At 38.1% G+C, this 25,569-nt stretch carries 20 protein-coding genes and 1 pseudogene; 10 read left to right on the top strand and 11 right to left on the bottom strand.

Annotated elements, in window-relative coordinates:
- The first annotated feature begins 54 nt into the window (after nucleotides 1-54).
- Nucleotides 55-393 carry a helix-turn-helix domain-containing protein gene (locus tag BSM4216_RS01145; protein ID WP_003353068.1) on the top strand — a complete coding sequence of 113 codons (339 nt, stop codon included), beginning with the start codon at nucleotides 55-57 and terminating at the stop codon, nucleotides 391-393.
- 74 nt (nucleotides 394-467) lie between these two features.
- Here the strand turns inward: BSM4216_RS01145 and BSM4216_RS01140 are convergent, their stop codons facing one another.
- Nucleotides 468-650 (bottom strand): hypothetical protein, encoded by a 183-nt coding sequence (locus BSM4216_RS01140; protein ID WP_048622429.1) that lies wholly within the window; start codon nucleotides 648-650, stop codon nucleotides 468-470.
- Nucleotides 651-1,096: 446 nt separating this feature from the next.
- On the opposite strand from BSM4216_RS01140, the gene BSM4216_RS01135 reads away from it, so the two are divergent.
- From BSM4216_RS01135 to BSM4216_RS01120, 4 genes are all read left to right on the top strand, one after another.
- Nucleotides 1,097-3,430: a xanthine dehydrogenase family protein molybdopterin-binding subunit gene (locus tag BSM4216_RS01135; protein ID WP_048622428.1), complete on the top strand. Its 2,334-nt coding sequence runs from the start codon at nucleotides 1,097-1,099 to the stop codon at nucleotides 3,428-3,430.
- Nucleotides 3,417-4,262, top strand: a complete 846-nt coding sequence (locus BSM4216_RS01130; protein WP_048622427.1) for an FAD binding domain-containing protein — start codon at nucleotides 3,417-3,419, stop codon at nucleotides 4,260-4,262. The genes BSM4216_RS01135 and BSM4216_RS01130 overlap by 14 nt, the downstream gene beginning before the upstream one ends.
- A complete protein-coding gene (locus BSM4216_RS01125; protein WP_244878025.1) occupies nucleotides 4,252-4,740 on the top strand; it encodes a (2Fe-2S)-binding protein in 489 nt (162 codons plus the stop codon). Before BSM4216_RS01130 ends, BSM4216_RS01125 begins: the two co-directional genes overlap by 11 nt.
- 246 nt (nucleotides 4,741-4,986) lie before the next feature.
- Nucleotides 4,987-6,192, top strand: coding sequence for a carbon-nitrogen hydrolase family protein (locus BSM4216_RS01120; RefSeq protein ID WP_048622426.1), 1,206 nt, complete (start codon nucleotides 4,987-4,989; stop codon nucleotides 6,190-6,192).
- A gap of 383 nt (nucleotides 6,193-6,575) precedes the next feature.
- Here BSM4216_RS01120 and BSM4216_RS01115 read toward each other — a convergent pair whose 3' ends face one another.
- From BSM4216_RS01115 to BSM4216_RS01085, 7 genes are all read right to left on the bottom strand, one after another.
- The gene (locus BSM4216_RS01115; protein ID WP_048622425.1) at nucleotides 6,576-7,328 is read right to left on the bottom strand and encodes a MerR family transcriptional regulator; all 753 of its coding nucleotides are present in this window, start codon (nucleotides 7,326-7,328) and stop codon (nucleotides 6,576-6,578) included.
- Between the two features lie 236 nt (nucleotides 7,329-7,564).
- Nucleotides 7,565-8,584 carry a C40 family peptidase gene (locus BSM4216_RS01110; protein WP_048622424.1) on the bottom strand — a complete coding sequence of 340 codons (1,020 nt, stop codon included), beginning with the start codon at nucleotides 8,582-8,584 and terminating at the stop codon, nucleotides 7,565-7,567.
- Nucleotides 8,585-8,602: 18 nt separating this feature from the next.
- A complete protein-coding gene (locus tag BSM4216_RS01105) occupies nucleotides 8,603-9,661 on the bottom strand; it encodes a dipeptide epimerase (RefSeq protein WP_048622423.1) in 1,059 nt (352 codons plus the stop codon).
- 35 nt (nucleotides 9,662-9,696) lie between these two features.
- Nucleotides 9,697-10,863: a DUF819 family protein gene (locus BSM4216_RS01100; RefSeq protein WP_048622422.1), complete on the bottom strand. Its 1,167-nt coding sequence runs from the start codon at nucleotides 10,861-10,863 to the stop codon at nucleotides 9,697-9,699.
- 66 nt (nucleotides 10,864-10,929) lie between these two features.
- The gene (locus BSM4216_RS01095; RefSeq protein ID WP_048622421.1) at nucleotides 10,930-11,256 is read right to left on the bottom strand and encodes a DUF3870 domain-containing protein; all 327 of its coding nucleotides are present in this window, start codon (nucleotides 11,254-11,256) and stop codon (nucleotides 10,930-10,932) included.
- A gap of 422 nt (nucleotides 11,257-11,678) precedes the next feature.
- Nucleotides 11,679-13,361, bottom strand: coding sequence for a hypothetical protein (locus BSM4216_RS01090; RefSeq protein ID WP_048622420.1), 1,683 nt, complete (start codon nucleotides 13,359-13,361; stop codon nucleotides 11,679-11,681).
- 283 nt (nucleotides 13,362-13,644) lie between these two features.
- Entirely contained in the window at nucleotides 13,645-14,394 is a 750-nt protein-coding gene (locus BSM4216_RS01085) for an SDR family NAD(P)-dependent oxidoreductase (RefSeq protein ID WP_048622419.1), read from the bottom strand.
- A gap of 488 nt (nucleotides 14,395-14,882) precedes the next feature.
- On the opposite strand from BSM4216_RS01085, the gene BSM4216_RS01080 reads away from it, so the two are divergent.
- A complete protein-coding gene (locus BSM4216_RS01080; protein WP_156179191.1) occupies nucleotides 14,883-15,254 on the top strand; it encodes a hypothetical protein in 372 nt (123 codons plus the stop codon).
- On the opposite strand, the gene BSM4216_RS01075 is transcribed toward BSM4216_RS01080, so the two are convergent.
- The gene (locus BSM4216_RS01075; RefSeq protein WP_003353499.1) at nucleotides 15,212-16,573 is read right to left on the bottom strand and encodes an IS4 family transposase; all 1,362 of its coding nucleotides are present in this window, start codon (nucleotides 16,571-16,573) and stop codon (nucleotides 15,212-15,214) included. The two genes, BSM4216_RS01080 and BSM4216_RS01075, sit on opposite strands and share 43 nt — an antisense overlap.
- Nucleotides 16,574-16,637: 64 nt before the next feature.
- Here BSM4216_RS01075 and BSM4216_RS01070 point away from each other — a divergent pair, with 64 nt between their 5' ends.
- From BSM4216_RS01070 to BSM4216_RS01060, 3 genes are read left to right on the top strand one after another with little or no spacing between them, the layout of a single operon-like run.
- Nucleotides 16,638-17,726: a hypothetical protein gene (locus tag BSM4216_RS01070; RefSeq protein WP_156179189.1), complete on the top strand. Its 1,089-nt coding sequence runs from the start codon at nucleotides 16,638-16,640 to the stop codon at nucleotides 17,724-17,726.
- Nucleotides 17,710-19,692 (top strand): hypothetical protein, encoded by a 1,983-nt coding sequence (locus tag BSM4216_RS01065; RefSeq protein WP_048622416.1) that lies wholly within the window; start codon nucleotides 17,710-17,712, stop codon nucleotides 19,690-19,692. Before BSM4216_RS01070 ends, BSM4216_RS01065 begins: the two co-directional genes overlap by 17 nt.
- Entirely contained in the window at nucleotides 19,676-21,556 is a 1,881-nt protein-coding gene (locus tag BSM4216_RS01060) for a hypothetical protein (RefSeq protein WP_048622415.1), read from the top strand. The genes BSM4216_RS01065 and BSM4216_RS01060 overlap by 17 nt, the downstream gene beginning before the upstream one ends.
- Nucleotides 21,557-22,048: 492 nt before the next feature.
- Here BSM4216_RS01060 and BSM4216_RS01055 read toward each other — a convergent pair whose 3' ends face one another.
- Both BSM4216_RS01055 and BSM4216_RS01050 read right to left on the bottom strand, forming a co-directional pair.
- Nucleotides 22,049-23,431 (bottom strand): MFS transporter, encoded by a 1,383-nt coding sequence (locus BSM4216_RS01055; RefSeq protein ID WP_048622414.1) that lies wholly within the window; start codon nucleotides 23,429-23,431, stop codon nucleotides 22,049-22,051.
- A 248-nt stretch (nucleotides 23,432-23,679) separates the two neighbouring features.
- Nucleotides 23,680-24,027, bottom strand: coding sequence for a cupin domain-containing protein (locus tag BSM4216_RS01050; protein WP_048622413.1), 348 nt, complete (start codon nucleotides 24,025-24,027; stop codon nucleotides 23,680-23,682).
- A 296-nt stretch (nucleotides 24,028-24,323) separates the two neighbouring features.
- Between BSM4216_RS01050 and BSM4216_RS01045 the strand changes: the two are divergent.
- Nucleotides 24,324-25,363: pseudogene (locus tag BSM4216_RS01045) on the top strand (zinc-dependent alcohol dehydrogenase family protein).
- The last annotated feature ends 206 nt before the right edge of the window (nucleotides 25,364-25,569 follow it).

The following is a 25,569-nucleotide window of genomic DNA, read 5'->3' as shown; positions in this document are numbered from 1 at the left end:
GTATCTTGGGAAGCTTAATGATTAAAGCTACAGTTACCTAAGAGGTGGTAAAATATGAGTGAATTGCCAAGGATTATTGGAGAGCGGATTCGAACTTTTCGAAAAGAAAAGGGATTGAGCCAGGAAGAATTAGCTGATATAGCCAATCTACACGCTACATATATAGGACAATTGGAAAGAGGTGAAAAGAATGCCACTCTGGAAAGCATCGAAAAGGTTGCTAAGGCTCTGGAGATTTCTTTAGAAGACCTCTTTCGTTCAATCCACCCAAATCCTAACTCTCAAGAATACACACTGTCCCAAATCATCACTCGCTTACAAACACAGAGCATTGAAAATCAAAAAATCTTTCTCCATTTGCTGGAAGTATTGCTTGAATGGAAAAATCGATGAAAAGTCATTCAATTCATAAGTATTCTTGATGATGGCGGAAGTTTCCATTCCGCCCTTTTTTATTTCAAAAATGACTATTTACATTCATATAACGTTCCTATTCGTTTATTCCCGATATGAAAATGTGGACAATCTCCCAACACACCGCCTGCAATTATTTTTAACAGAAGAACGATTCCAACAGGAACGATGATCAGATCATATGTATACCAAAAATTGGAATAAAAACCAGTTGTCAAATTGCTAATACAGCACACGAAGTTCTCTCCTTATCCGCCTCGCACTCTTTTTCCATCTTTCTATCATTTTGCTTCCCTCCACCCTCTCCCCCCGCCGAAAACTTGTTTAAAAAAATTCTGCATTCATTCTGTTGCTCTTATTTAAACATCCTGTTCCTTTCTCCCAGGCCAATTTATTCAATATTCCCTTTATACAACAAAACAGTGTAAATAATCCATTTCAGTCATTTAATGAAGCATTTGGAATAAAGAATAATCGTCTAAAATATATGTTTAAGTATATAGAAGATCCCTTACAGGGATATTTTTTTAAATTGAAATGGGATGAGTTAAACCTTTTATTCCATTCCCCTTCCCCATTTTCCTGCAATAAAAAAAAGATTGATCGGACGATTATCAAAACAGGTTCATATATTCAGAAATTCAATGACCGTTAACATTTAGAAGAAAGGTGGAAAAGTAAATTGAATATCATCGGTAAAAGCATTTACCGAAAAGAAGCCCTGGATAAAGTTTCAGGAAAAGCAAAATATACAGCGGATGAACAATCAACGGACATGTTGCATGTCAAAATGGTGATCAGTCCTTATGGCCACGCAAAAATAGAAAAAATTGATACGTCAGAAGCTCAAAAAGTGCCAGGTGTTCGAGCCATTCTAACCGGATCTCCCGAACTTCCGCTTATTGGTGAAGAGATACAAGACCGTCCTCCCATTGCTGTTGGAAAAGTCCGTTACTACGGAGAACCGGTAGCCCTCGTCGTTGCCGATCATCCGGTTTTGGCCAAGCGAGCAGCGGATTTAATAAAAGTAGCCTATAAACCTCTTCCAGTAGTTAATTCCCCATCCGAGGCACTGAAAAGCGATGCGCCCCTTGTACACGAAAAACTCGATACCTATCAGCGTACCCAAGGTGTTTATCCGGAACCAAATACGAATATCGCCAACCGAACCAAAATACGCAAAGGTAACATGGAAAAAGGGTGGTTGGAAAGCGATTTGATCGTTGAAGAAAATTTTTCATTTTCTCCATCCGATCATGCGGCGATGGAAACGAGATGTGCCATCGCCGAAATTCACCGTGACGGCTATGTGCATATCACTTCTTCCTCGCAAGCTCCCTTTATGATTAAAAAATGGATCAGCCGATATTTCAATATAGACCTCGGCAAAATTGTTGTAAATACTCCATTAGTAGGAGGGGCCTATGGCGGAAAAGCCTCCGTCCAATGGGAGATCCTGGCATTTCTAGCTTCTAAAGCCACAGGAGGCAGGCGGGTAAAACTCATTTATTCACGAGAAGAAGATATATTAACGGCCCCATGCCATATAGGGCTCGATGCCCGCGTAAAACTCGGCTGCACCCGAGACGGATTACTGAAAGCCGCGGAGATTGTTTATTTATTTGATGGCGGTGCTTATTCTGATAAATCGACGGATATCAGCAGGGCCGGTGCCGTTGACTGTACAGGTCCTTATCATATCGAAAATGTATGGTGCGACTCTTTGTGCATGTATACCAATCATCCTTACGCCACAGCCTTCAGAGGATTTAGCCATTCCGAGGTATTATTTGCTTTTGAACGAACCATGGACATTCTGGCGGAGAAGCTCGGGATGGACCCGCTTGAGCTGCGTCTAAAAAACGCTATACTTCCCGGACATACAACACCCACTCAAGTCCTTCTTAATAACAGTAATCTAGGAAATTTGCCAAAATGCATTCATCGCCTAAAAGAATTAATAAATTGGGACGAAAAACCAATAATGGAAATCGATGAACGAAAAGTTCGCGTGAAAGGTGTCAGCTGTATTTGGAAAACGTCTACCATCGACCTCGATGCCAGTTCGGGCGTTATTTTAACGTTCAATCGAGATGGTAGCATAAACCTCATTTCTGGTGTGGTAGAGATTGGAACAGGCACGAAGACGATCTTGGCTCAAATTCTTGCTGAACGCATGAAAATGAGCATAGATCAAATTCATGTTCAAATGAAAGTTAATACACAAACGACTCCCGAACATTGGAAAACGGTTGCCAGCCGGGGGACATTTATGGCAGGACGGGCAGTTTTGGCAGCAGCTGACGATGCCATCCGACAGCTAAAAGAGATCGCTTCCTGTATTTTGAGATGTTCTGCTGAAGATCTTGAGGTTGGGTTTGGAAGAATATTTTTAAGAGATGATCCAAAAGTGGGCATTGATATAAAAGACGTGGCGTACGGCTATCAATATCCGAACGGAAATGCAATCGGAGGACAAGTGATCGGAAGAGGAAATTACATTTTAAGACATATGACTCATCTGGATCCTGATACGGGTGCAGGTCAGCCAGGTCCTGAATGGACGGTAGGGGCACAAGGAGTAGAAATTGAATTTGATAAAAAAGATTTTACCTATCGAGTGATCAAAGCGATTTCCGTGATTGATATCGGAAAAGTATTAAATGAAAAAGCAGCCAAAGGCCAAGTGATGGGCGCCATGAGCATGGGACTATCTTTTGCCGGCAGAGAAACATTTATTTTTGACCGCTATGGAAGAATTCAAAATTCTCAGCTTCGAACATATAGACCGATTCATTACGGCGAAAATCCAGAATATATAGTAGATTTTGTTGAAACTCCTCAGCTTGATGCTCCATATGGTGCACGCGGCATTGGGGAACATGGAATATTAGGTATGCCGGCAGCGCTAGCCAACAGTTTATCCGTTGCCGCTGGAGTCCAGCTCAATCAATTGCCGCTTGTCCCTGAATTCATTTGGAGAAGAAAGAAAGGGGTACAAAATGATTTCGTTTGACTTTGAATACTATAAGCCCTCCACGCTTAACGAAGCAGTTCAATTATTTTATACATTACAAATTCAAAAAAAGAGGCCGATCTACTTTTCAGGGGGAACGGAGATTATTACGCTCGGTAGATTGAATCTCGTCACTCCCGGAGCAGTGATCGACATTCATGACATTCCTGAATGCAAGGTGCTGCAGTTGGACGAATACCATCTTGTGATGGGAGCTGCACTCACTTTAACCGAAATAGAAAAAGCGAATGTGTTTCCATTGTTGAGCAAAACAGCCAGTGAAGTGGCTGATCATACAGCACGAAACAAGATTACTTTAGGAGGAAATATTTGCGGGAAAATTTTTTATCGTGAAGCGGTTTTGCCTTTTCTGCTAACGAATAGCCAAGTAGTGATTGCAGGTCCATCCGGAATAAAGCGTGTTCCTATACAAGATGTTTTTTACAAACAACTTCGCTTGCAAACAGGAGAGTTCCTTGTGCAAATCGTCACCAACCGGAATGATCTTTCAGTACCATCTGTCAGTATAAAAAAACGAAGGCAATGGGATACCGGCTATCCACTTGTGACCATTGCAGCGATGAAAACGAAAGAAGGTATACGGACAGCTTTTAGCGGATTATGTCCCTTTCCTTTTCGATCTAAACAAATAGAGGATGATTTAAATCAAACACAACTACCTCTCGAAACAAGAATCGAGCATGCCATTCATCATCTGCCAACCCCCATTCTTAATGATACAGAGGGGTCATCGGAATATCGGATATTCGTTTTCAAAAATACACTTCAAGAAATATTCACCGCGCTGGAGGGGGAGGAGCATGCACAATGATCATATGTTTCAAATAAGCGCTACTTTAGATGTGAATGGAGAAAAAAGAATGGCCACTTTTAGACCCGCGGATACACTGCTATATGTTCTCCGAAGTCAATTAGGATTAACGGGTGCAAAACCTGGATGTCTAAACGGAGATTGCGGGGCTTGTACGATTAATGTAGATGATATGCCAATGAAATCTTGTCTTATGCTGGCCATTGAGGCTGTTGGCAAAAAAATGACAACGATTGAAGGATTAGACGGCACGCCTATACAAAAAGCATTTGTTGAAAAGTTTGCTTTTCAATGCGGATACTGTACTCCAGGATTTATTATGAATTGTCATGCGCTATTGAAGCAGCACCCGGATGCAACCGATGAAATGATAAAAGAATGGCTTGAATCCAATATATGCAGATGTACAGGCTATCAAGAAATCGCAGAAGCCGTAAAGTCTGTATTGACTCGTTATCGAAGTAAAAATAATCCGTAAGATATTTGGCAGTGTAATGTTAAAAGTACGCACGGATAGAAAGATCGGTTAACACTGCTCCTTCGACACTTGCCATACACAGAAAGCCTAAGAGGCCAAAATAGAACGATGAAAAGCTAAATAAAAAGGGAGATACCCATCCTTTCTTTTTTTAATTCTAGTATCCTTTGTTAATAAATTGTAAATGTTCGAGTAACGAATTGTAAATTCAGAATTTTCGGAATAGAATTGGGTTGATCCTAATATTTGAAGAAGGAGACAATTACGGGAAAAATTAGAAACGAAAAGTTGAACAAATCCGTTTTCGGAGGCCATGAAACAGTGCGTGTAGCGGCAGTACAAGCCCCTCAAATTGTATTCAACAAAGAAAAATCGATTGAAGTAGCCTGTAAAAGGATCAAAGAAGCAGGGGCGAACGGAGCGAAATTAGTAGCGTTCTCAGAAACCTATATTCCCGTCTTTCCCGCCTATTACAAAGCTGGTTACGCCAGCCAAATAGATGAATGGGCTGAGTGGAATATTGCCCTTCAAAACAACTCTGTTGCCATACCAAGTGAAGACACGGAAATCATCGGAAAAGCTTGTCGGGAAGCAGGGGTCTATTGTGTAATGGGAGTTAACGAAATCGATGATACGGATGGAGCACGCACATTATATAATTGTCAAATCCTTTTTGGTCCTGATGGCTCCATATTAGGACGTCACCGTAAATTAATGCCTACTTACACTGAAAGGACTTACTGGGGACGGGGCGACGGCAGTGATCTCAATGTGTATCAAACCGATATTGCACGAATCGGATCGCTTATTTGCTGGGAACACCATACGATTTTAGTAAGAGCGGCCCAAATGTTGATGGGCGAAGAATTCCATATCGCCAATTGGCCTGGAACTTGGACGTTCGGACAAAAGACCAATAACGGTGAAAGAAAAGGTCGAATATTCCATTCTACAACAGAACCTGGAGATCCTTGTGATTTGCAGTTTGCCATTCGAGAATACGCTTTTGAATCGGGAAGCTTTGTGATCAGTGTAGCCGGTTTGTTGAGAGAACAAGATTTTGAACCTGAACATAAACATTTCATTGATAGTCCAGAGATGGATTTTAGTTGGGCTGTAGGCGGAGCTGCCATTGTCAATCCATTTGGCGAATATATCGCCGGACCCGTTTATCACGATGATACGATTGTTTACGCCGATTGCCATGCCAATGAGATTAAGGCTGCAAAAGTAGTCTTTGACGGATTAGGTCATTATTCAAGACCTGATTCAGTTCAAATTTTATTGCATGACCATGAGCAAAAGAATCTTCTCCGCAGTTCAAAAGGACTTTCCTATCAAGATTTGAAAAATATTTCAGAAAGCACGGAAGTACCGCTTGAAAAACTAGAAAAAGTTCTTGAAAAGATTGAATCCAGACTAAGCAAACCAAAAACAGAAATAACGATTTAACCAATCGTTCCGGGAAAAAGAAGACAGCCATACCGGTCAGTTAATGATTCAGGTGCTGATGATTTGAAAAAATTCAGATTCGATAAATAGAAGCTTATTGCAAAGCCATTCTTTTTAAGAATATTTTCTGCGGTAATGGAATGGGCCTTCCAAAATGATTATCATACACCCACTTTTCTCATTCTTTACCCAGAAATATTCTTGCCTTTTGCTTATCATCTGGTTTTGTGAAATTAAAGGATAAACCCATTGAATTCCCAAATGAACGATATCCTTTTTCTCAATTTTTTTGGTTTATAACAAATCGGCTTTGAAGACATGATAAGTAATGCACACCATTATGAAATCTAATATTAGTAGACGGGTTCAAACAGAATCACCCATTATTTTTTGTTCTTATCTGCAAAAATGCGCATGGCATCACGCATAAATTCCGCAAGGCCTTCACCATACTGATCAATATTTTTCGTGAATCGTTCATCCTCGACATACAGCTGACCTAATCCTTTAAATACATCAAGTGTATAATATTGATTGAAGTGGTTGTTCAAAAAATCATGCCATTCTTTAATGGCCGCTTGTGCTTCTTCGGATTCTGGCGACTGATGACGGAGAGCCGCAAGTTTTTGATAAATCGATTCCATTTCTTGCGACAACGCTTTTTGTTCTTCTTTAGTCATGTTCCGCACTTTCGCATTCGCTCTATCCACCGCTTCATCGCCCCAACGTTTCCGCGCTTCCTCTTCGTATGGATGATGACGAAAGTCAAATCCTTCAAATTTTTCTTTGTTGGACATTTGTATTTCTCCTTTCATATGTTTAATCGTTTTCTCAATCGTGGCGATCATTTGATCAAGCCGCTCTCGTTTCTCCATCAACATTTGTCGTTGCAGCTCCAACGCTTCTTGCCGATCAAAAGAAGGATTATAAATGATGTCCTTAATTTTTTTTAATGGAAATCCTAGTTCTTTAAAAAATAAAATTTGCTGCAGTGTTTCAAGATTTTCATCCGAGTACAAGCGATATCCTGATTCGGTTGTCTCCTCTGGAACTAATAATCCGATTTCATCATAATAATGCAGCGTACGAACACTAATCCCCACTAAATCCGCTACTTCTTTCACTTTCATTCCCATCGACTTGCCTCCTTGCTACTCAATATAAAGTATCACGCAACGGGAGAGTCAACCAAAACTTCAATACTCCACCATGATTTGTTTTTCCGTTTATGAATCTTTTTCCAATGTAAACCAATTAATAAAATAAATTGAATGGCTATTATGCCATCATTTACAAAAAGATAAAATCATAAAAAAAGAATGGAAGCTTTTTTACTCCATTCAACACTTCCATTCTAAATTTTGAACGGTTTTTATGGCTCCGGAATATATCTTTTTGCTCCAGACAATTCGTCATAATAACCTGGTGTATGGACAGGAATTATTTCTACGTTCTTTTTAGAATTGGGAGAATGAATCATCATACCATTTCCGGCATACATCGCCACATGATGAACTTTCCCTTTCCCCTCATCGTATGCGAAGAATAGCAAATCACCCGGTTGTAATTCGTTTAATGGCACTGATTGACCATATTGTGCTTGTACGCTTGAATCTCTAGGTATTGTAATGCCATGAGATTGATAAATGGTAAAAGTAAATCCTGAACAATCAAATCCAAACCCACTCATGCCTGCCCATAAATAATGGAGGCCAAGAAATTTCTTCCCTGTATTCACTAACTCTTCACCCGTAGGCTTTGGTATGGCTTTTTCAGATTGATAAAACTGACTATCCGACTTAGAAATCCATGCATATTTTCCATTAGGCTGCAGAACTTTAAAGGCTTTCTTTGTTTCCGAGACATAAGGCAATCTTGTATTAAAACTAATTTCCATTCCTTTCTTTTTCAAGGAAGCATTTTGATAGAGAAAGGTCGTTGGCGATTCTACCATCACAAACGGTTTTTGTTCACTTCTTGCAAATTTCTTGTTATAAGTCAATTGATGAACAGGCATCCATCCCGGATATCCAAGTTCATTTCGAGGGGTTGGTTGTCCCTCGACAGCCACTTTCACCCAGTCTCCGTTTCTTTCAAGAATCGTCACTTTATTTCCGTACAAAGCTTGGGTCTCCAGCATACCATCATCTGATAATTGCAGCTGCTCCTCTAAAGTCATAGAAGATGTCCATTTTCGCATGTCAACAGGATTAGTGGCAGAAGGTAAATCAACTGGCCGTAAAATATTGGGCGCCGTCCATAAGGTGGCGACTGACACATCAATATAGGCAGAATTTCCAACAACCGGGTCTTTTTCTTTCGCCTGTACAGTTTGACTAAATCCAACCGCTAATACAAATAAAATGACCAAATAAATCACGGCTCTTTTCATTTCTCCTCCCCCTTTTCACTAGGAAACGGTTCCAATGCCAGGTTTATTTGGTAATGTAATATTTTCCCCCTCGTATATTAAATATTGAGGTTCCGTGGATAACCAAAGCGGAGCATCCAAATCAAAATATTGAATATTTGGATGAGCAGCCGCTAAATGAGCTGCTGCTCCTACTGATTGAGGCGACTCTATCATACTTCCAATCATACAGGCTACTCCTGCTGCTTCGGCCATACTGGCTATTTTGATCGCCTCACTGATCCCACCGCATTTCATTAATTTTATGTTCAATAAATCTGCATAATGGCCGGATACAATTTTTAGAGCATCTCTTGCAGAAAAAACACTTTCATCCGCCATAATCGGAATATCTACCCGCTCCGTTACAAACTTTAGTCCTTCTAAATCCTGCGCCTTTACGGGTTGTTCGATAAATTCGATAGGAAAGTCTTCTTGTTGTAATTCGCGAATAAGCTTTACTGCCTGTTTTGGCGTCCATCCTTGATTGGCGTCTAATCTTAACTTAATATCATCTGAAACAGTCTTTATAATGGCTTTGATTCTTGCCATATCCAGCTTTGGATCTTCTCCGACTTTCAATTTTAAAATACGGAATCCTTCTTTCACCTTCTCCAACGCGGTTGCTGCCATGGCCTCTGGTTCATCAACACCGATGGTCATACACGTCTGAATAGGCTTTTGATCACCAAGGAACGAAAACAATGGTATATTCCATAATTTGCAATAAGCATCAAATAAAGCTATATCGGCTGCCGCTTTTGCGCTTGTATTTCCCACGCAACATGCTTGTATTCGTTTTAGCGCCTCCTGAAAATGGAAAATATCCAATCCAATGAGCGCCTCACGAATAGGGCCATTTAAAGCAGCTTCAATGCTTTCAGTAGAATCACCCGTAATCACATATGTCGGAGATGCTTCCCCTCTCCCCTTTATTCCGTTATGGAGCGTAATTTCCACCTGAATACAATCTATCTCAACAGCTGTTCTTAAAGCGGTTTTAAAAGGGGTGTGCAATCTGGTCTTTTCGCGACTAATCTTCAAACTATCAATCCGCACAAAATCTCTTCCTTTCTATATGCCTGATGGTTCCATTAGATCATGGCCAAAACTTTCGCTACCAACATTCCAAAATACGTTCCTATAAAAGCACCCAATAAAGCCATAATCACCCCTATAGGAATTAACGCTCGATTGTATGCCGCGGCTAGCATCGGGGCAGAAGCCATCCCCCCAATATTGGCTAAGCTAGCGACTCCTAAAGTAAATAAGTCATATTTAAATAATTTACCTAATAAAAGCATGATTATAAGATGGATCAACATAATGAAAAATCCTGAAATGATATAAATTGGAGCTTGTGTTAAGTTTGAAAAATCGGAACGTGATGCGATCAATGCCACAACTATATAAAGCATCACATTCGATACATCCAAAATTCCAGGTATTTTGGCAACAGGAGTGACAGCTAAAATGAGGCCAACAACAGAAGCAATCATAATGGTCCAGCTCGTAGCGTTGATCACCGCTCCCACTTCCGGCAAGAGATTGCCTAAATAAGTGGATAAAGCCGAAACAAGCAAGCCAATTCCTAATAAGTACAATAAATGATGAAATTGCGTTCCTTGCGCGTCTTTTTCGTCAGTAGCAGCGACTTCATTAAAACCTTTTTGAATAAAACTCACATCAGCCTTTGTCCATCTGTTAAAAGAATCAGCAAATGGAACAAGCCAAAACATAAACATCACCCACACCGCATAATTAATCGTATCCATCATTAATGCATATCCAAAAATATTTTCAGGAACATTGAGAATTCCTTGAAGGGCCACCATATTGGCTGAACCACCCGTCCAACTACCCGACAAAGCACCAAATGCTTTCCAAGTATCCGCCACATAAAATGGCTTAAAGAGTGCGTAAACGATGACGAAACCTAAAAAAATACTGATAACGGCAACGACGAAACCTCCTAACATTCTAGGGCCTAATTTTGCTATACTTCGAATATCACATTTTAACAGCATGAGCATAAGCATCGCGGGCAATAATGCCCCTTTGACTTGATTGTAGACTCCATCAATCGACTCATTATTAGCAAAGACGCCAAACGTTTGCATGAGTGCTGCTCCAATATAAATCAGTACAATTCCCGGAATAAATTTCAAAATACGATTCCCTTTGAATCTTCTTTCAATACCAACCATAAGAGCCGCAAATGCAACCAACACACTTAAATACATAAAGCCGTCTTTGATCACCCATTTCGCCTCCTTAACAAAATAAAAACCAGCCCAACTTTTCGTCAGGCTGGATTTTGTCTAGGTTTATGTAGACAAAGCAGCTACAATTTGCTTATATTTTTTCTGCGCATCTTGAAAAGCAACGATAAGCGCCTTTTGTGAGGAACCAAAATAACGTTGACTAATTTCTTGTATTAATACAGGATCTTCTATATTTTTTCCGACAAAAATAGATTTAAGGAACTGCACAGTTAATCGAATGGTAGCGGAACATTCTACATCCACAATTTTTCCACTCGTACGATCTACCACTAATCCTATAAAATATTGATTAAAATGTTTCGTAATGGGGTTATTTAGAGGTGCCTTAGCATCCCCGATAATGTAAATGGTATCAGAATCATAATGCATTGGAACCTTCTCCTTAAAGCGCAATACAGGCAATACAAATGACTCACAAGCGGTCACTTGGAGATTTTTGTATCGAGTATCCGCTTTTCTAGGATTAGTAGATTTATATTGAAATATATCATGAAACAATTTATTTATCAATAGAAAGATTTTATATTTTCCGAAATTTCCAATAATAAATCGAGCAAAAAACTTCTTTCTACTTATTCCACTTTCTAAGTGATTTCCCTGTTAAAAACCCACTTCCATATGCCGACGAATCTCTAAAGCGAAAGTAGTTTAAGCATCACCACTAACATAAATAAAAACTTGCCGCTCCCTCGATTTCAGACTTGATCTGTTTGAACCCCACAAACATCTAATCTATCAAAAGGAAGCGGCAAGTTGTATCTCTATCTCTCAAAGAACAAAAACACTTTTCCTTATTTTTCGAGACCTTTAATCGTCATCTCTTTTACTGGCAAAAATAGTTCTCCCGTATTTAAATATTTCACATTTACTCGATCTCCCGGCTGCAAGTAAATAGCGAGCGGAACAAGTTCTGAGCTGACAACAAAATTCTCTTTATTGTTCAATAAGAATGATACGTTCGTATAATCACCCACTCTTTCTTTAAATACACGTACAACCGTGCCAGCAACGGTTTTAGCATCTGCTTTTGAACTGCCGTTTACGGTGCTGTCGCTGCGTTGAAGAGCCGTTTTGTACATTTTTAGTGCTTCATTTGGTGTGTCTGCGTATACAGATACTTCAGGGTTGGCAGCAGAGACGATGAAATATTTTTGCAAAAAGCCGTTCGAATCTAGCACAGGTGTTAACCAACTTGCTTCACCGTAAAAATTATAAAGAATCGGCATCGAACCTTTCCATTTTTTCTCAATAAATTTTTTCTCGATAATTTGCAAATCTCCTTGTGAATCCATATACGATTCCTGTAAGTTCCCTGTATAATACGTCGCTTTTCCCGTTCTGCCATTGGTCAATGAATAGCCGAGCATGGAGTCAACATCTTTTTTAGGACTTGTGAAATCGGTAAAGTAGTACATATTTCCATGATCATCAAAAACAGGACTTACATTGGCTTCGGTTCCTTCATCAGTTGGTAATTTGACATCTCTTTTTCCGAAAATACTGTTCCAAAAACCATGAACGTATTTACCAAAATAACGATTTTGCAAACTGACAGCCTCAGGAGATACTGCGCCATCTATAAAAGCCGGCACTTTCTTCAAAGAATAGGATTTTGTAGCACCCGTTGCCGGATCGACGACAACGACTCCTGTTGTTTGAAAACCATTCCGTGCCGAGATAAAATGCCCGTACGTACGAATGTAATAAGGTTTTCCCTCATCGTCAATTTCTAACTGCGGGTCGCCATAAAAAATTTTCGTCGGGTATTTTAAGCGCATATGCCGTTCTACATTTTTTTGAAAGAAAGAAGATGGTGTATACGCCATTTCTCTTTTCACAAATTTCGGATTATCGTCTGCATTGGTCGCGCTCATCATAAAGTAGCCGGGGGTCACTTTCCCTTTCCACCATTTAAAAAAACCAGAAAACTCTACCGGTGCGATATATACATATTCGCCCTTTACTTTTTGAATTTGCAAATTTCCCAGCTCATAATAGCTCGCATTCGGAACTTGCCCAAACGCTTTTTTCATTTTATTCCGCGCAAATTTAGGCGGAACACTGGCTGGCTTCTCTTTTTCATCAAACGGTTCTATATCTACTTTTTGATCCATTTTGGCAACTTTATATTTTTCATTCGCATTCCATAATGGCGCTGAAAGCATATAGACAGCCACGATTAAACTTCCTAAAAAGAGAACCCCTTTGATGAGCCGTTCTTTCCCATCCGCCAAGAAAAACCCGAATAAAGTCGTTATCATGAACAACGGCCATAAAGCCGTCCAGTTGCGGTCGATGTTCGTCACATAATACACGATAACGGCCACGATAAAAACAACCGCGACGATGCTTATAAAGAACTTCCCTTTCCCCGTTATGTATGGCTTTCCTTTTTCATTTCCCCCCGTTAACGGTACAACAAGCACCGCTGTACCAAAAGCAATGATAATGGATAATAGTATGATCGATCCCATTTCCACTCTCCTTTCCCTTATCATATTTCTACGCATATACTGGAAAATGGTTTCATTTTACCCGATTGAAGTTATAAAAGTGAATATTTTACAGTTTGGTTGAACAAAAGAAACTGTGAGGGCGGATAAAATGCGGGTTTGTGCTTATCTCGTAAAGGCTAATCATTCTGCAAAATAATTGATCTAAAAATGAAGAGGGTGCCCCATCTTTCCACTTTCGGGGCGCCCTCCTCTCCATATTCTATTGCCGTGTCCATCACAACTATATTCCAAAACTCAAACTTTATTCTTCATAGATCATTTTGATCGTCATGCCACCGTCTATAACAATGTTTTGTCCAGTAATAAAGTCATTCTCAGGATCGGTTAAATAAAAACAGCCTTTCGCAATGTCAATAGGTCGGCCCACTCGCCCCGCAGGATGTTGAGAGTGATCGATTTCGTTCAAATTCTCGTAATTTTTCGTTTCAATCCAACCCGGACTTATGGAATTGACACGAATATGATAAGGGCTAAATGAAACAGCCAACGCATGAGATAATGCAACGATTCCACCTTTCGTCGCCGCATAAGCTTCTGAGTGAGGCTCCGACATAAAGGCGCGAGTCGAAGCCATATTCACAATCGCACCGCCATTTTCATTCTTTTTCATATATTTTGCCGCTTCACGTGAACAGAGAAAGACACTCCTCAAATTCGTATGGATGATATCTTCCCACTCTTCCACTGTCAGCTCTAGCGGATCTTTCCATCGAGAAACTCCGGCATTATTAATTAAAATATTCACCTTGCCGTACATTTCATTGGTTTTCTGAAATAAGTGGATAATATCATTCGGTTCACGCACATCGATTTGAATAGAAACCGCTTCTCCGCCTTGCGTTTTGATTTGTCTGGCAACTTCATTTCCTGTCTCTACATTCAGCTCAGCGATGACCACTTTTGCCCCTTTTTTCGCATATTGTTCTGCGACGGATTTGCCAATTCCGCTCCCCGCTCCCGTTACAACCACCACTTGATCTTGAAAGTTCATGGAATCTCACTCCTTTTCTCTATTTCAAATAATGCTCTGATTCGACGTTGCAAAATACGTTACGAATGCCAGTTTTTTTCGTCCCTAACTCTTGGACATTCAGTTTCGTTTTTTCAAAAAAATGGATACACCTAAAAGCGTGAACATTTCAAATAAAAAAAGCTTATGGCCACAATCATTATACAAAGAATTTAAACTAATGAATTTTTCTTATTATAGCGCAAAGAGCCCTTTTACTACATTCCATAAAACGGTTTTCTTGCTTTTAAATTTCTCGTTGGAAGGAAATGTCATTTTTAGCTAAAATGGGTTATACCATGACAAGGTTTTCGACAAACTTTGGATGGTGAACGCTTAAAAATGCTATAATCATATGTAAAAAATGGAGGTATTAGATGAATTTATGAGAAACTTGATAATTATTGTCAAAAAAGCAGATATTGAAGGTATTGAAATCTTTATACAAAGGATATGAAGGGGCGAATACAATGAAACAACTTCCAAAGGAAATGTATGAGAGCTCTTTTGTTGAACAAGTGATCGAGTTAATGTCAAAAAAAATTTTATTAGAAACGACAAAAATGGTAAAATTAAAGGTTCCCGGTTTTTCTAGCAGCAAAGTCAAAACAATCCCTGAAGTAGTACTAAGAAACCATTTAAAAAAAAAGTTGCAAAAAGTAAATAATGCCAAAATATTATTCACAAGTGTGATCGAAGCCACAGAAAATGAATATAGCGGGCTTCCGCAAGAAGAATTTCTATATAAATTGGAAAATGACAAGGAAATCGAGCCCCCTATCAAACTAATATTACTTACTCAACTTTCGCACACAGAAATATGGAGACAGTCCTTGATATAACGAGGTAAAGAAGTAATCCAATTGGACAGTTGACACTGAAAAATGTCCATACTCAAATAAACCTTAGCTTCAGCCAAAGTTTGGAAAAGAGAAATCAATTGTAGTAAAGCCGTTTTAAAGTCCATCTCCTTTACTTCGTCACATAGAAACAAGAATAAGTTGCCCATGGTCTTCGGATCCTCTTCTTTCCGAAGTTGCCAAGCAATCAAGATATACCGAGTGAAGACAATGGTAGTATGGCTAATCATCATGTCATAGGAACGACCTTGAAACTCTTTGGCTAAATGTAAAAACGATTTACTGAATTTAAAAAAGGTTTCAATGTCCCAACGCATCCCATAGATTCGAACGATTTCTTCATTAGACAGCGTGGTATCTGTACTCAAAATGGCTAGCCATTCACTTTGGTTGTTTCGATTCCGCACAAACACGATTTTCACTGGTAAACCCGTATGAAGGGTTGCGTGAATCGAGCCGAGTGTTTCTTTTTTGCCAATGTCTCGTTTCGCTTTTCGATACAGTTGTTCCAAGGTTAAACGTTCTCCGTTGAAAAGATACCGTTGTTTCAGCTGTTTGACCATACCAATGACAAAAAGGCCTTTGGAGTGAATCTTCTCCACCAACGGGGCATGAGTAAACCATGTATCCATGAGCACATAATCAGCGAAAATTCCTTTATCCAATGCATGTTCTACTAATTTCAACACCATGTTTGGTTTTGCTTCCAATGCCTCGAGCCGTCGTTTGTAGCCTGTGGTTCGTTTATCAATGGACGAATGGATTTCGTTCAAGCGATTCTTTTGGTTCGCTGAACTCAAAAGAGCGAAATCGATAGGTACAAATGTAAAGCCATCGGACCATCCGAGCGTTAATAGTTGAAAACCATTGACAAACTGACGAGTGGAATGATCGAATACTTTAGCTAGAAGCTCAACCGATTTACTACGGTTACGAGAATAAATCGAATCGTCTACAATAAACACGGTAACACGGCGCTTCGAAATCGTTTGTTTCACACGACGAATCACTTCGGAGCTCAGAGATAGTAAAAAGGTTCTCCAGTTATACGTAGACGAGTTCAAAAAACGATAAATGGTATCTTTTCCTGGTAAATCGGCAGCCTTTTTGCTTTGTAAGGCGTGGTACCAGTTTCTGTATTGAAAAACAAGAAGAAATAATAGTTGAAAAATCGATAAACAAGAATAACCACAAGCCTTGATAATTCCTGCTTTTCTTAAATGATTACCAATTTGTAATTCAGAAAATCCGTCTTTTATTTCTTTTGGTAATTGCGCAAAATACTCTTTTTTCGTTATCATAATGGTGACACCTTTCTTTCTTTGGTTTTTGGTTTGGTCACCAATAGTTTACCAAAAGAAAGAGGTGTCTTTTTGTTTTTTAGACGAATTTTTTCAGTGTCAAGTGAATATGAGATACCCAAAGAAACCTATCAAATCAAGGATTATTCATAAATTTTTCACTGCGAAAGTTGAGTTACTTACTTATTATTTCCCTGCTCTGTATAAAAATGAAAAGGATACAATCATAAAAAGTCTATCAGAAAAGAGTAATTTAGCTGAAGCTTTGTTAGGGGAAAAAGATATCAATAAAGAATTAAAAGCTCTTGCTGCTCTTTCAACGAATGAGTTGGAGAAAAAAATTCCCAATATTTTTCCGAATATAGATCACGTTTTTTTAGATGGCAGCGATACAAAATCAACGGTTTATCTATTTTTTAACATTTTAAAAGAAATCGAAAAAGAAACATTTCACGATATAAATTTTGATCAGTTAAATCAAGAAAGCTATTTACATATATGCATTTTAATCATTCAAAAAATGGTTGAAAAATGGGGGGAGGAATTAAAACGTAATGAGCTTTTAATGAAAATGACAGAAAACAAAATTCAGCAAGTAAAAGATGAGAATGAAAGGTTAAACAAACAATTAACAATGATGACAAAAGAAATGAAGGATGTAAAAACAAAACGTGAACAACTTGCAAAAGAAGTGAAAAGCAAAGAACTGGTGCTGCAAAAAATGATCAAAGAAAAAGAAATTTCTGAGTACCAATATAAAAAAGAAATTGAACAGTTACATAAACAAATGGAGAAAAAACATTCCAATCAAGAAGAATCAAACAATAGAGTGATGTCTTTTCAATTAATCAGAGAAGATATCAAAGTGTTTTTGTCGAAAAAAGATGAAATAATAGAAGCGCTAATTGGAAAAAAACGCATTTGCTACTTTTCTTCAATCGACCATTTTTCAGAACAGTTAAAAATGATCGAAAAAGAACTTGTATTTATCGTAACAGACGGTATTTCAACGAAGGATATATTTAAAATTGAAAAGCTATTAAAAGGACATCACAAAATTCAATATCGATTAGTAAGCCAAGGAACACAAAACATTATTCGTTCAATCATTTCATATTTAGAAGGAGAATTGCGTTATGAGATTGTTAACTAGAATGAATCCAGAAGTTGAACGAAAATTAAAGGATGCATATTTTGTTGGACGATTGGTTTCAGAGAGCGAAATAGCAGGAACATTGCTGGATGAAGCATTGAAATATAAAGATGAATATAATGAAGATATCCAATTTTATATTAAATGTTTATCACCTATCCCTGAAGAAGTTTCAAAACATTTTTCGTTTCAAAACAAAATTTTAACAGGGAATACTCGCAGCAGGCAAAATAGAAAATTATTTAACGAGTTGATCGACTACGATCATCTTATGTTTTATGAAAGGCTTGAGAAAGTCAGAGAGTTATTGGAAGGAAAGCTCCTTGTATTTAAGCTGGATCCTAAGCCGGAGTTTGTTTATGTAGATATTGTGAAAGTGGAAAATATCGAGCCACAAAGCAAGTATGCGTTAATCCCTGGTCCGCAATTAAAGGTGGAAGAAACGAAAAAAGATTTAGAAATGAAATTGGTGAAAAAAGGATATCCGATTACGCTCAATTCTTATCCTAATATCTTCGATTCTCCTAAGTTTATTTATTATGAAGGTACTTTATATCAAGTATCATTCAATAAATCGAACAATCCGACAACGTATTCACAAAAAGATGGAGTGGATGTCCGTTTTATTGAAATAGAAGATGAATTTGCAGAAATCGTTCACGCTAGAATTGACAATGATTTATATTTTATCGAAAACAAGGAATTGTCGAATTTACAAGATAAAGTCTATAAAGAAGGGATAAGCTTAATTGAGCAATTTTCATATTCCGAACCGGAAGAAGGAATTGAACAGGAAATTGAAGATCATTTTACAGACCAAAATGTAAAGCGTACGTTTAATAAAGAAGAATATGAATTTTTGCAGCGGTTTATTGAAAAAGCTCAAAACCAATATCGATTGTTTTACGATGAAAAAGATATGATCTCCTTCCATGTCAGTGTAAAAACAAACATGCTAACGATTATTGGCGGAATGTCCGGGACAGGAAAAACGCAGCTAGCCAAAATTTATGGAGAAACGTTAGGTCTTGAGCTTGGAAAAAGAATGTTGATCATTCCTGTTTCTCCGTCATATAAAGAACCAAATGACGTACTAGGTTTTTTAAATCCTTCAACAGGTGTTTATCATGAAAGTGAAACTGGGCTAGTCAGTTTATTATTAGAAGCAGAAAAACATCCGGATCGCATTCATATGGTGATATTTGATGAAATGAACTTATCACAAGTCGAACACTGGTTTAGTCCTTTTATATCCCTATTAGAATTAAATGAGGAAGAAAGGTATTTAACACTCTTTAGTGATCAAGATCGTTGTATTAATGGCCATTACAAATCCAAAATCAAAATTCATAACAACATTATTTTTGTTGGAACGGTTAATTTTGATGAAACGACCACAGATTTTTCAGACCGTCTATTAGATCGAGCAAACGTCATTTATCCGAGAAAAAGAAGCTTTATCGGAATAAAAAATGACTATAAAAAATATCAAAAAGTAAAAGAAGTTGAACCTTTAAACGTGATTCATAAAGCGTTTTTGAAAAATTCCAGCATAGATGACGATTTGTTAAATCTATTATCAACGGATGAATTAACTTTGCTTGATCAAATTCATGAATTGCTTCAAACCTATGACAAACAGAAAGGAGTTTCGTTTAGAACGGTCAACGGAATAGCAAGGTTTATTGCCAATGTCCCCGTTAACGAAGAGGGAGAAGCCATGATATCAAGAGAGGAAGCTTTCGATTTTCAAATTGTCCAACGAATTTTATCGAAAATCAAGGGAATTGAAACGTTTGTAGGTCCGCTTGTAGGAACATATGTAGATGAAAATCAGTATGAAGAAGGAGCATTAGTTAAAATCTTAATATCAGAAACCGGACAAAAAGTATCGAAATTCACCAATTCAATTAAGTTTATTAAACAGAAAGCTAAAGAGTTGATGCTATATGGATACGTTCAATAATTGTATGGTAATAGATAAAAAACTTCGCTTACCGTTTCATCTGCACTTAGAAATAGGAAATCGCAAGCAGCCGATCGGCCATTTAATTTCAGACATCAAAAATGTTATGAACTATGTATATGAAATTGAGGAATATAAAAAGTTAGCAGTGGTGTTAAATAGTGAAGAAAATGATATCGAAATAGAAGTCATTTGGAACAAAATATTCGGAGAAGACGAAAAAGATTTTTATGATGTTTTCATTTTAAATAATCTAAACAACCAAAAAGTGTTATATCAAGAAAACGCAAATATCGTTTATCCATGGCGGTGTGGAACTTACATTTTTGAAATTCGCTATCATTCACAAAGCTATTATGGTGCTTTTTCGATCACACCAAAAAATGTCACGAAAATCCAGTTAAAAAAAATTCACAATTTATTAAATGAAAAAATCCAAGGGATTACTGAAGATATAATGAATTTTAATCATGGATTAGGAGAGCAATCGATCTTTGACAAGAGTCATTTTGTTTCTTTTTATAAATGGTATGAGAAAGCGGAGAAAAAATTATTTGCCTCCCTTGACAGCATTCAAAAGGAAAGCGAATCAACCATCATCTATGATTACGTGGTCGAGAATATCCCTAAACATCTCGATTCAACCAGCATTAAATGGCAAAATAGTTCCAAAGGCTTTCTTTTCAAACAGTCTAAATATTTAAACCGTAAATATATCACATCTGTGGATACGGACAATAATCGAATGGTAAAAACGAAAATACATGAATTACTAAAACGGTTAACAGAAGGGAAAAACGAATTGAATCCTTATTTATCCAAACAAAAACAAAAAATAGAGAACACATTACAAGATTTAAACCAAATAAAAACAGAAATAAATAGCATTTCGAATCGAAACACGATCACCTATTCACATAAGAAAAAAATCGAAAACACCTATCATCGGCTGGAAAGAAAGTTGCAACAATATCGGATCGAGGAAAAACAGTTATTAAACTTGATGGAAAGGGTGAAAAAATCGAGTAATCGATTACAAGCCGTTTTAGAGCATTCGTTTTGGAAATCGATTTGCCACCACCAAGTAAAAAGAAAAACAAAAATTCATAAAAAAAGTTACTTGTTATTTGATCATATCATGCAACAATTAAAACAACAGTCAAATCCAGCTCACACAGAGGAATGGATCATCCCAGCCTATAAACCTACGTATTTGTTGTATGAGTATTTTGTTTACTTTGTTGTCATTGAAAGTCTGCAATATTTAAATTTTCATTTTCCCGCTGATTATGATTTAAAGGAGCAATTAAAGCTGTCATTATATAAAGACGGATTAGATGACGGAACAAAGATTACTCTCGAAAACGAGGAACGCCGTTGTTTGATTGAAGTCATTTATAACGAGGAACTGGAATATAATTCACGATTAGCCATTGAGAAAAACAAGCATTTTTTCAGTACAAAATTCCGAAAAAAGCCTGATATTAAAGTTGATTTATATAAAATGCAAGATCATCAAAAGATCTTCCAATCTTCATTTGTTCTTGAAGTCAAATACCGTCCATTATACAATATCTTCCAAGAATATGGTTCCACCTCCACGATGGAGCAAATGGATGATTATAGAGGAATTAAATATACCGATGACAAAGGAGAAATAAAATTCAATATCGTCAAAGAAGTAGTTTGTGTGTATCCCGGCGACGATTATAAAGAAGTATTATTCAATACGGATTACGGCTATTTTTTGCAACTCTTCCCTAACGATCAAGAAGAATCAGACCTCCTCATCGGTGTGAATGAATTGCAAAAATTATTAACCGAATGGATTGATTGCTTTTGTCCGATTCCGGTCTCTAAATAAGAACTAGTTTGATTGCAGTTTGTTTATGGAAAATGAAGCGATTTTCTTCTCTTTGCATGATGATCGAAGCAAAAGACGACAAAGCTTTCGGCTGATTCCAATACCATCGATTGACGTTTGATACTATTTTTTTTCAATATGAAACAAAAGGGAAAGCCCTCTCCCATTTATAAGAATGTGGAGAGGGCGCGCTTCTTTTATGACCATTCAAAGGTAGATCTATGTCATTATCTCAAAACATAGATGATAAATAATCGCTTTTCGGTAAAAATTATTTTTTTCGCAGCAATCTTGCAGTAACCATTTATTTTTGTACATGGAAAATACGAAGCAGTTTTGATCCTTCGTATACATGTTTTCGGCAAACAAACACCATAATGATTCCCCCGCACTATTAAAACTACTTTTGAATTAGTCAGTTGCTTCCACATTTTCAATGACAAAAAAGGTAATTGGTGTACTGGCAACAAAAATTGACTTTTCAGAACACTGTTAGAGCTTCAGAGCCGTGATTTCATTCTTTTTTTCTTTTAACAGCTTTTTATCCCATAGAAGAGTCAAAAGCGCAATCAAATAGAAAACGAGACAAATAACAGTCATTTTTGTAAATCCACTTACAGAGATTTCCCCCGTATTATGAACTGCTTCGACTAAAGTGGAAAATAGCCCTGCTGCAAAAGCTCCTGTTCCAAACTGAATCATTTGGAAAACTCCCATATAGCTGCCTGTTTCCTTTTCGGGTACGGAAAGCAGCGCAATCGCATTTAAAGCAGGCATCGAAACCGTCCCACCCATTCCCAATAATAAATAGATGATCCCGAACATGAAAATAGCAGGAAGACGAATTATTCCGCTTACACTTAATAGAAAGACCCCCATGATCGAAATCATCATTCCGATTAATAAAGTTCGGTGCGGGGCTTTATCCGCTAATTTTCCAGCCAATCCAGCAAAAAATACGCCAATGATGGAATCCATTAATAGAATAAACCCTACTATTTGCGGCTCCATATGATGGACATCTCTCATGAAACTTGGAACATACAGTAATACAGCATTACTCACCATATACAATAAAAAAACTCGAAACAATGAATGGATAAACATCCAATTTTTCCATGCGCTCGTTGGGAATATGGCTTTCCCTTGCTGTTTACGTTTTTCAGAAAAAATGAGCAATCCTAAACTACAAAATACGATAACAAACGCTATCATTTTGGTCATAAGACGGGTATGTAGAAATAAAACTTGCACCGATAGAATAAACCCTAACAAACTCATCGTGCTTAAATAAGGCAATGTTGCCTTTTCATCAGAACCTTGAACTTCTGAAACAACCCATCTTACGAAAAGAAAAGATAGAAAGGAAATGAGCGATAATAAATAAAATATGGTTTCCCAATGAAAATAACGTACAATGAATCCGCCCAAAGCGGGTCCTACAAGAGTAGCAGCCGAAAGTGTCCCCGAAAACCAGCCAAAAGCCCAGCCCGTTTTATCTTGAGGAAACAATTTACGGATCAGAACCACTTGAGCTGGAACGATCATAGAATCTGCGACAGCCTGAAAGGACTGAAATGCCAAGAATAAGTACCAATGATGAAGGAATCCGCTTAAAAAACTGGATAGACAAAATAACAGCAGCCCCATGCTCATCAACAATTTGGGAGAAACTCGATCAGCCAAATGGCCAAATAAAGGAAGACCCGTCGCGAAAACAGCGAAAAACAAAATATTCCGAATTTGCAAGGAAGAATAGGAGATATGAAAGCTAGCCACGATATCTGGAAAAGCTATGGACAGCATCGTACTGCTCATGACAGAAGCGAACACGCCAAAAGATATGCATAAAATCATTACATATTGTTTTTTCATCTATTTCGTTCCCTTTCAAACATGGAAGAATGATCATTCATATGTTCACAGTTTATTCAATCGGGTGTAAATGCACGAAAATAATTCTCCCCTCGATTTTATTTTTCCTCTTTATTCTTAGCACCTTTTCTCCTTATTCATTTAAGCCCGCAATCCTTCGCAATAGAACCAAAAAATAAACACGGATAAAAAAGCATTTTCCCTCTTTTCACCCGTGCTTTCATTAGCTGCTTACTTTTCTGGAAACATTAGATTTCATCTACTAATATTCTGTCGCCATGACTATGAGGTTGAGATACAACCAAAAACTCAACTTCTTCATTTGATTCATTCATCATTTGATGCGGAGTCAAAGGAGGCACCTCAATCCCTTCTTGTGAATGTAAAATAATCTTTTGACCATCTATCTCAATAGTTGCTGTACCTTTTAATACAAAGAAAAATTGGCGTGCATATTGATGATAATGTCTGACCTCCGAAGTATTGGGCAACATACGTTCTTGAATCACGCTTAAATTTGGACTTTTCACTAAATGCCATCCATCACAATGGTCACCCCATATGTAATGTTCAGCGTTTTGTTTGGTTATTTTCATATTGATCTCTCCAATAACTTTTCTTCTATTATACTAGAATAAATATTTTTGATTGAATCTAGCATTTTTCGCTATGTACCCATACTCTCAATAATTTCCATTCCAACTCTCCCTCACGCCTCCTATAGAGCAGAATAATTTAATGATCTCAAGGGGAAAATACTAACAGGACGATAATCCACTTTAGTAACGCCTAACCACTTTAGTAACGCCTAACCTGGTTAAACCCTGACGGTACGACCTTTCATTTGGTAACCGAGGGGAACTTCGCGAACGAAACCATAGGAGGTATAATGATGAAAGCACTTGTATTCCATGGACCGAAAAAAATCGAATGGGAAGAGAAAGACAAGCCGACGATTCAGAATCCGACTGATGCCATTGTAAAAATCACCAAAACGACGATTTGCGGCACGGATTTGCATATCTTAGGCGGAGATGTACCGGCGGTAACGGACGGCCGAACACTGGGACACGAAGGAATTGGAATAGTAGAAGAAGTCGGCACGGGTGTCAACAATTTCAAACCCGGAGACAAAGTGCTGATTTCTTGTGTCACTTCCTGTGGAAGATGCGATTATTGCAAAAAAGCGATGTATGCCCACTGTGAAAACGGTGGGTGGATTTTGGGCACTTAATCGACGGAACCCAGGCAGAATACGTTCGGATCCCTTATGCCGATACAAGCATGTATCATATTCCTCCGGGAACCGATGAAGAAGCACTTGTCATGTTGAGCGACATTTTACCGACGAGTCTGGAAATCGGGGTGATCAACGGTGAAGTTCAGCCGGGTGATGTCATTGCGATTGTCGGCGCAGGACCGATTGGAATGTCGGCACTCTTAACGGCACAACTTTATTCACCGGCGGAGATCATCATGATCGACCTTGACGATAATCGCCTAGAGATGTCTAAAAAGTTCGGTGCCACTAAGACAGTGAACAGCTCTACGAAAAATGCGGTTGAACAGGTGATGGAATTAACGGATGGAAAAGGTGTTGACGTGGCGATTGAAGCCGTTGGGTTTCCGGTAACCTTCGACATCTGTCAGCAAATCCTAAAGCCGGGCGGACGTCTAGCCAATGTCGGTGTACACGGCAAGCCTGTCGAATTGCACCTAGAACAATTGTGGATTCGAAATGTGAAGATCTCAACCGGACTGGTCAGTACAAGTACAACACCGATGTTGTTAAAGACAGTGGAATCAGGGAAGATCTCGCCGCAGCAGTTAGTCACCCATCGCTTTCCTCTGGATCAAATCATCCAAGCATATGATGTATTTGGCAATGCAGCCAAAGAAAAAGCGATGAAAGTGATTTTATACAACGATTAACCTTTTGATTAAGAAATGGCTCGAACCCTCTTAATATGGGCCAATTCATTTTGAGATTGCTTACCTGCTGCTTTTCTGAACGGAGAAAAGAATACAGCTTCTACACAAAGTCGTTTGCCAAAAGACAAACGACTTTTTTCAATAACGCAAGAAAAGATAAATGATATATAAAATTTGTCCTTTATGCACGAAAAAAACTCTGGCCG

Source organism: Bacillus smithii (assembly GCF_001050115.1).
GTDB classification, from domain to species: Bacteria; Bacillota; Bacilli; order Bacillales; family DSM-4216; genus Bacillus_O; species Bacillus_O smithii.
This window is presented reverse-complemented; position numbering and strand designations above follow the sequence as displayed.

Excerpts from the sequence above, each read along its gene's own strand:
- BSM4216_RS01145 (WP_003353068.1), top strand. The coding sequence starts at position 55 with ATGAGTGAATTGCCAAGGATTATTGGAGAGCGGATTCGAACTTTTCGA.
- BSM4216_RS01130 (WP_048622427.1), top strand. The coding sequence starts at position 3,417 with ATGATTTCGTTTGACTTTGAATACTATAAGCCCTCCACGCTTAACGAA.
- BSM4216_RS01125 (WP_244878025.1), top strand. The coding sequence starts at position 4,252 with ATGCACAATGATCATATGTTTCAAATAAGCGCTACTTTAGATGTGAAT.
- BSM4216_RS01115 (WP_048622425.1), bottom strand. The coding sequence starts at position 7,328 with ATGGGAATGAAAGTGAAAGAAGTAGCGGATTTAGTGGGGATTAGTGTT.
- BSM4216_RS01110 (WP_048622424.1), bottom strand. The coding sequence starts at position 8,584 with ATGAAAAGAGCCGTGATTTATTTGGTCATTTTATTTGTATTAGCGGTT.
- BSM4216_RS01095 (WP_048622421.1), bottom strand. The coding sequence starts at position 11,256 with ATGCATTATGATTCTGATACCATTTACATTATCGGGGATGCTAAGGCA.
- BSM4216_RS01090 (WP_048622420.1), bottom strand. The coding sequence starts at position 13,361 with ATGGGATCGATCATACTATTATCCATTATCATTGCTTTTGGTACAGCG.
- BSM4216_RS01085 (WP_048622419.1), bottom strand. The coding sequence starts at position 14,394 with ATGAACTTTCAAGATCAAGTGGTGGTTGTAACGGGAGCGGGGAGCGGA.
- BSM4216_RS01080 (WP_156179191.1), top strand. The coding sequence starts at position 14,883 with ATGAAACAACTTCCAAAGGAAATGTATGAGAGCTCTTTTGTTGAACAA.
- BSM4216_RS01075 (WP_003353499.1), bottom strand. The coding sequence starts at position 16,573 with ATGATAACGAAAAAAGAGTATTTTGCGCAATTACCAAAAGAAATAAAA.
- BSM4216_RS01065 (WP_048622416.1), top strand. The coding sequence starts at position 17,710 with ATGAGATTGTTAACTAGAATGAATCCAGAAGTTGAACGAAAATTAAAG.
- BSM4216_RS01060 (WP_048622415.1), top strand. The coding sequence starts at position 19,676 with ATGGATACGTTCAATAATTGTATGGTAATAGATAAAAAACTTCGCTTA.
- BSM4216_RS01055 (WP_048622414.1), bottom strand. The coding sequence starts at position 23,431 with ATGAAAAAACAATATGTAATGATTTTATGCATATCTTTTGGCGTGTTC.
- BSM4216_RS01050 (WP_048622413.1), bottom strand. The coding sequence starts at position 24,027 with ATGAAAATAACCAAACAAAACGCTGAACATTACATATGGGGTGACCAT.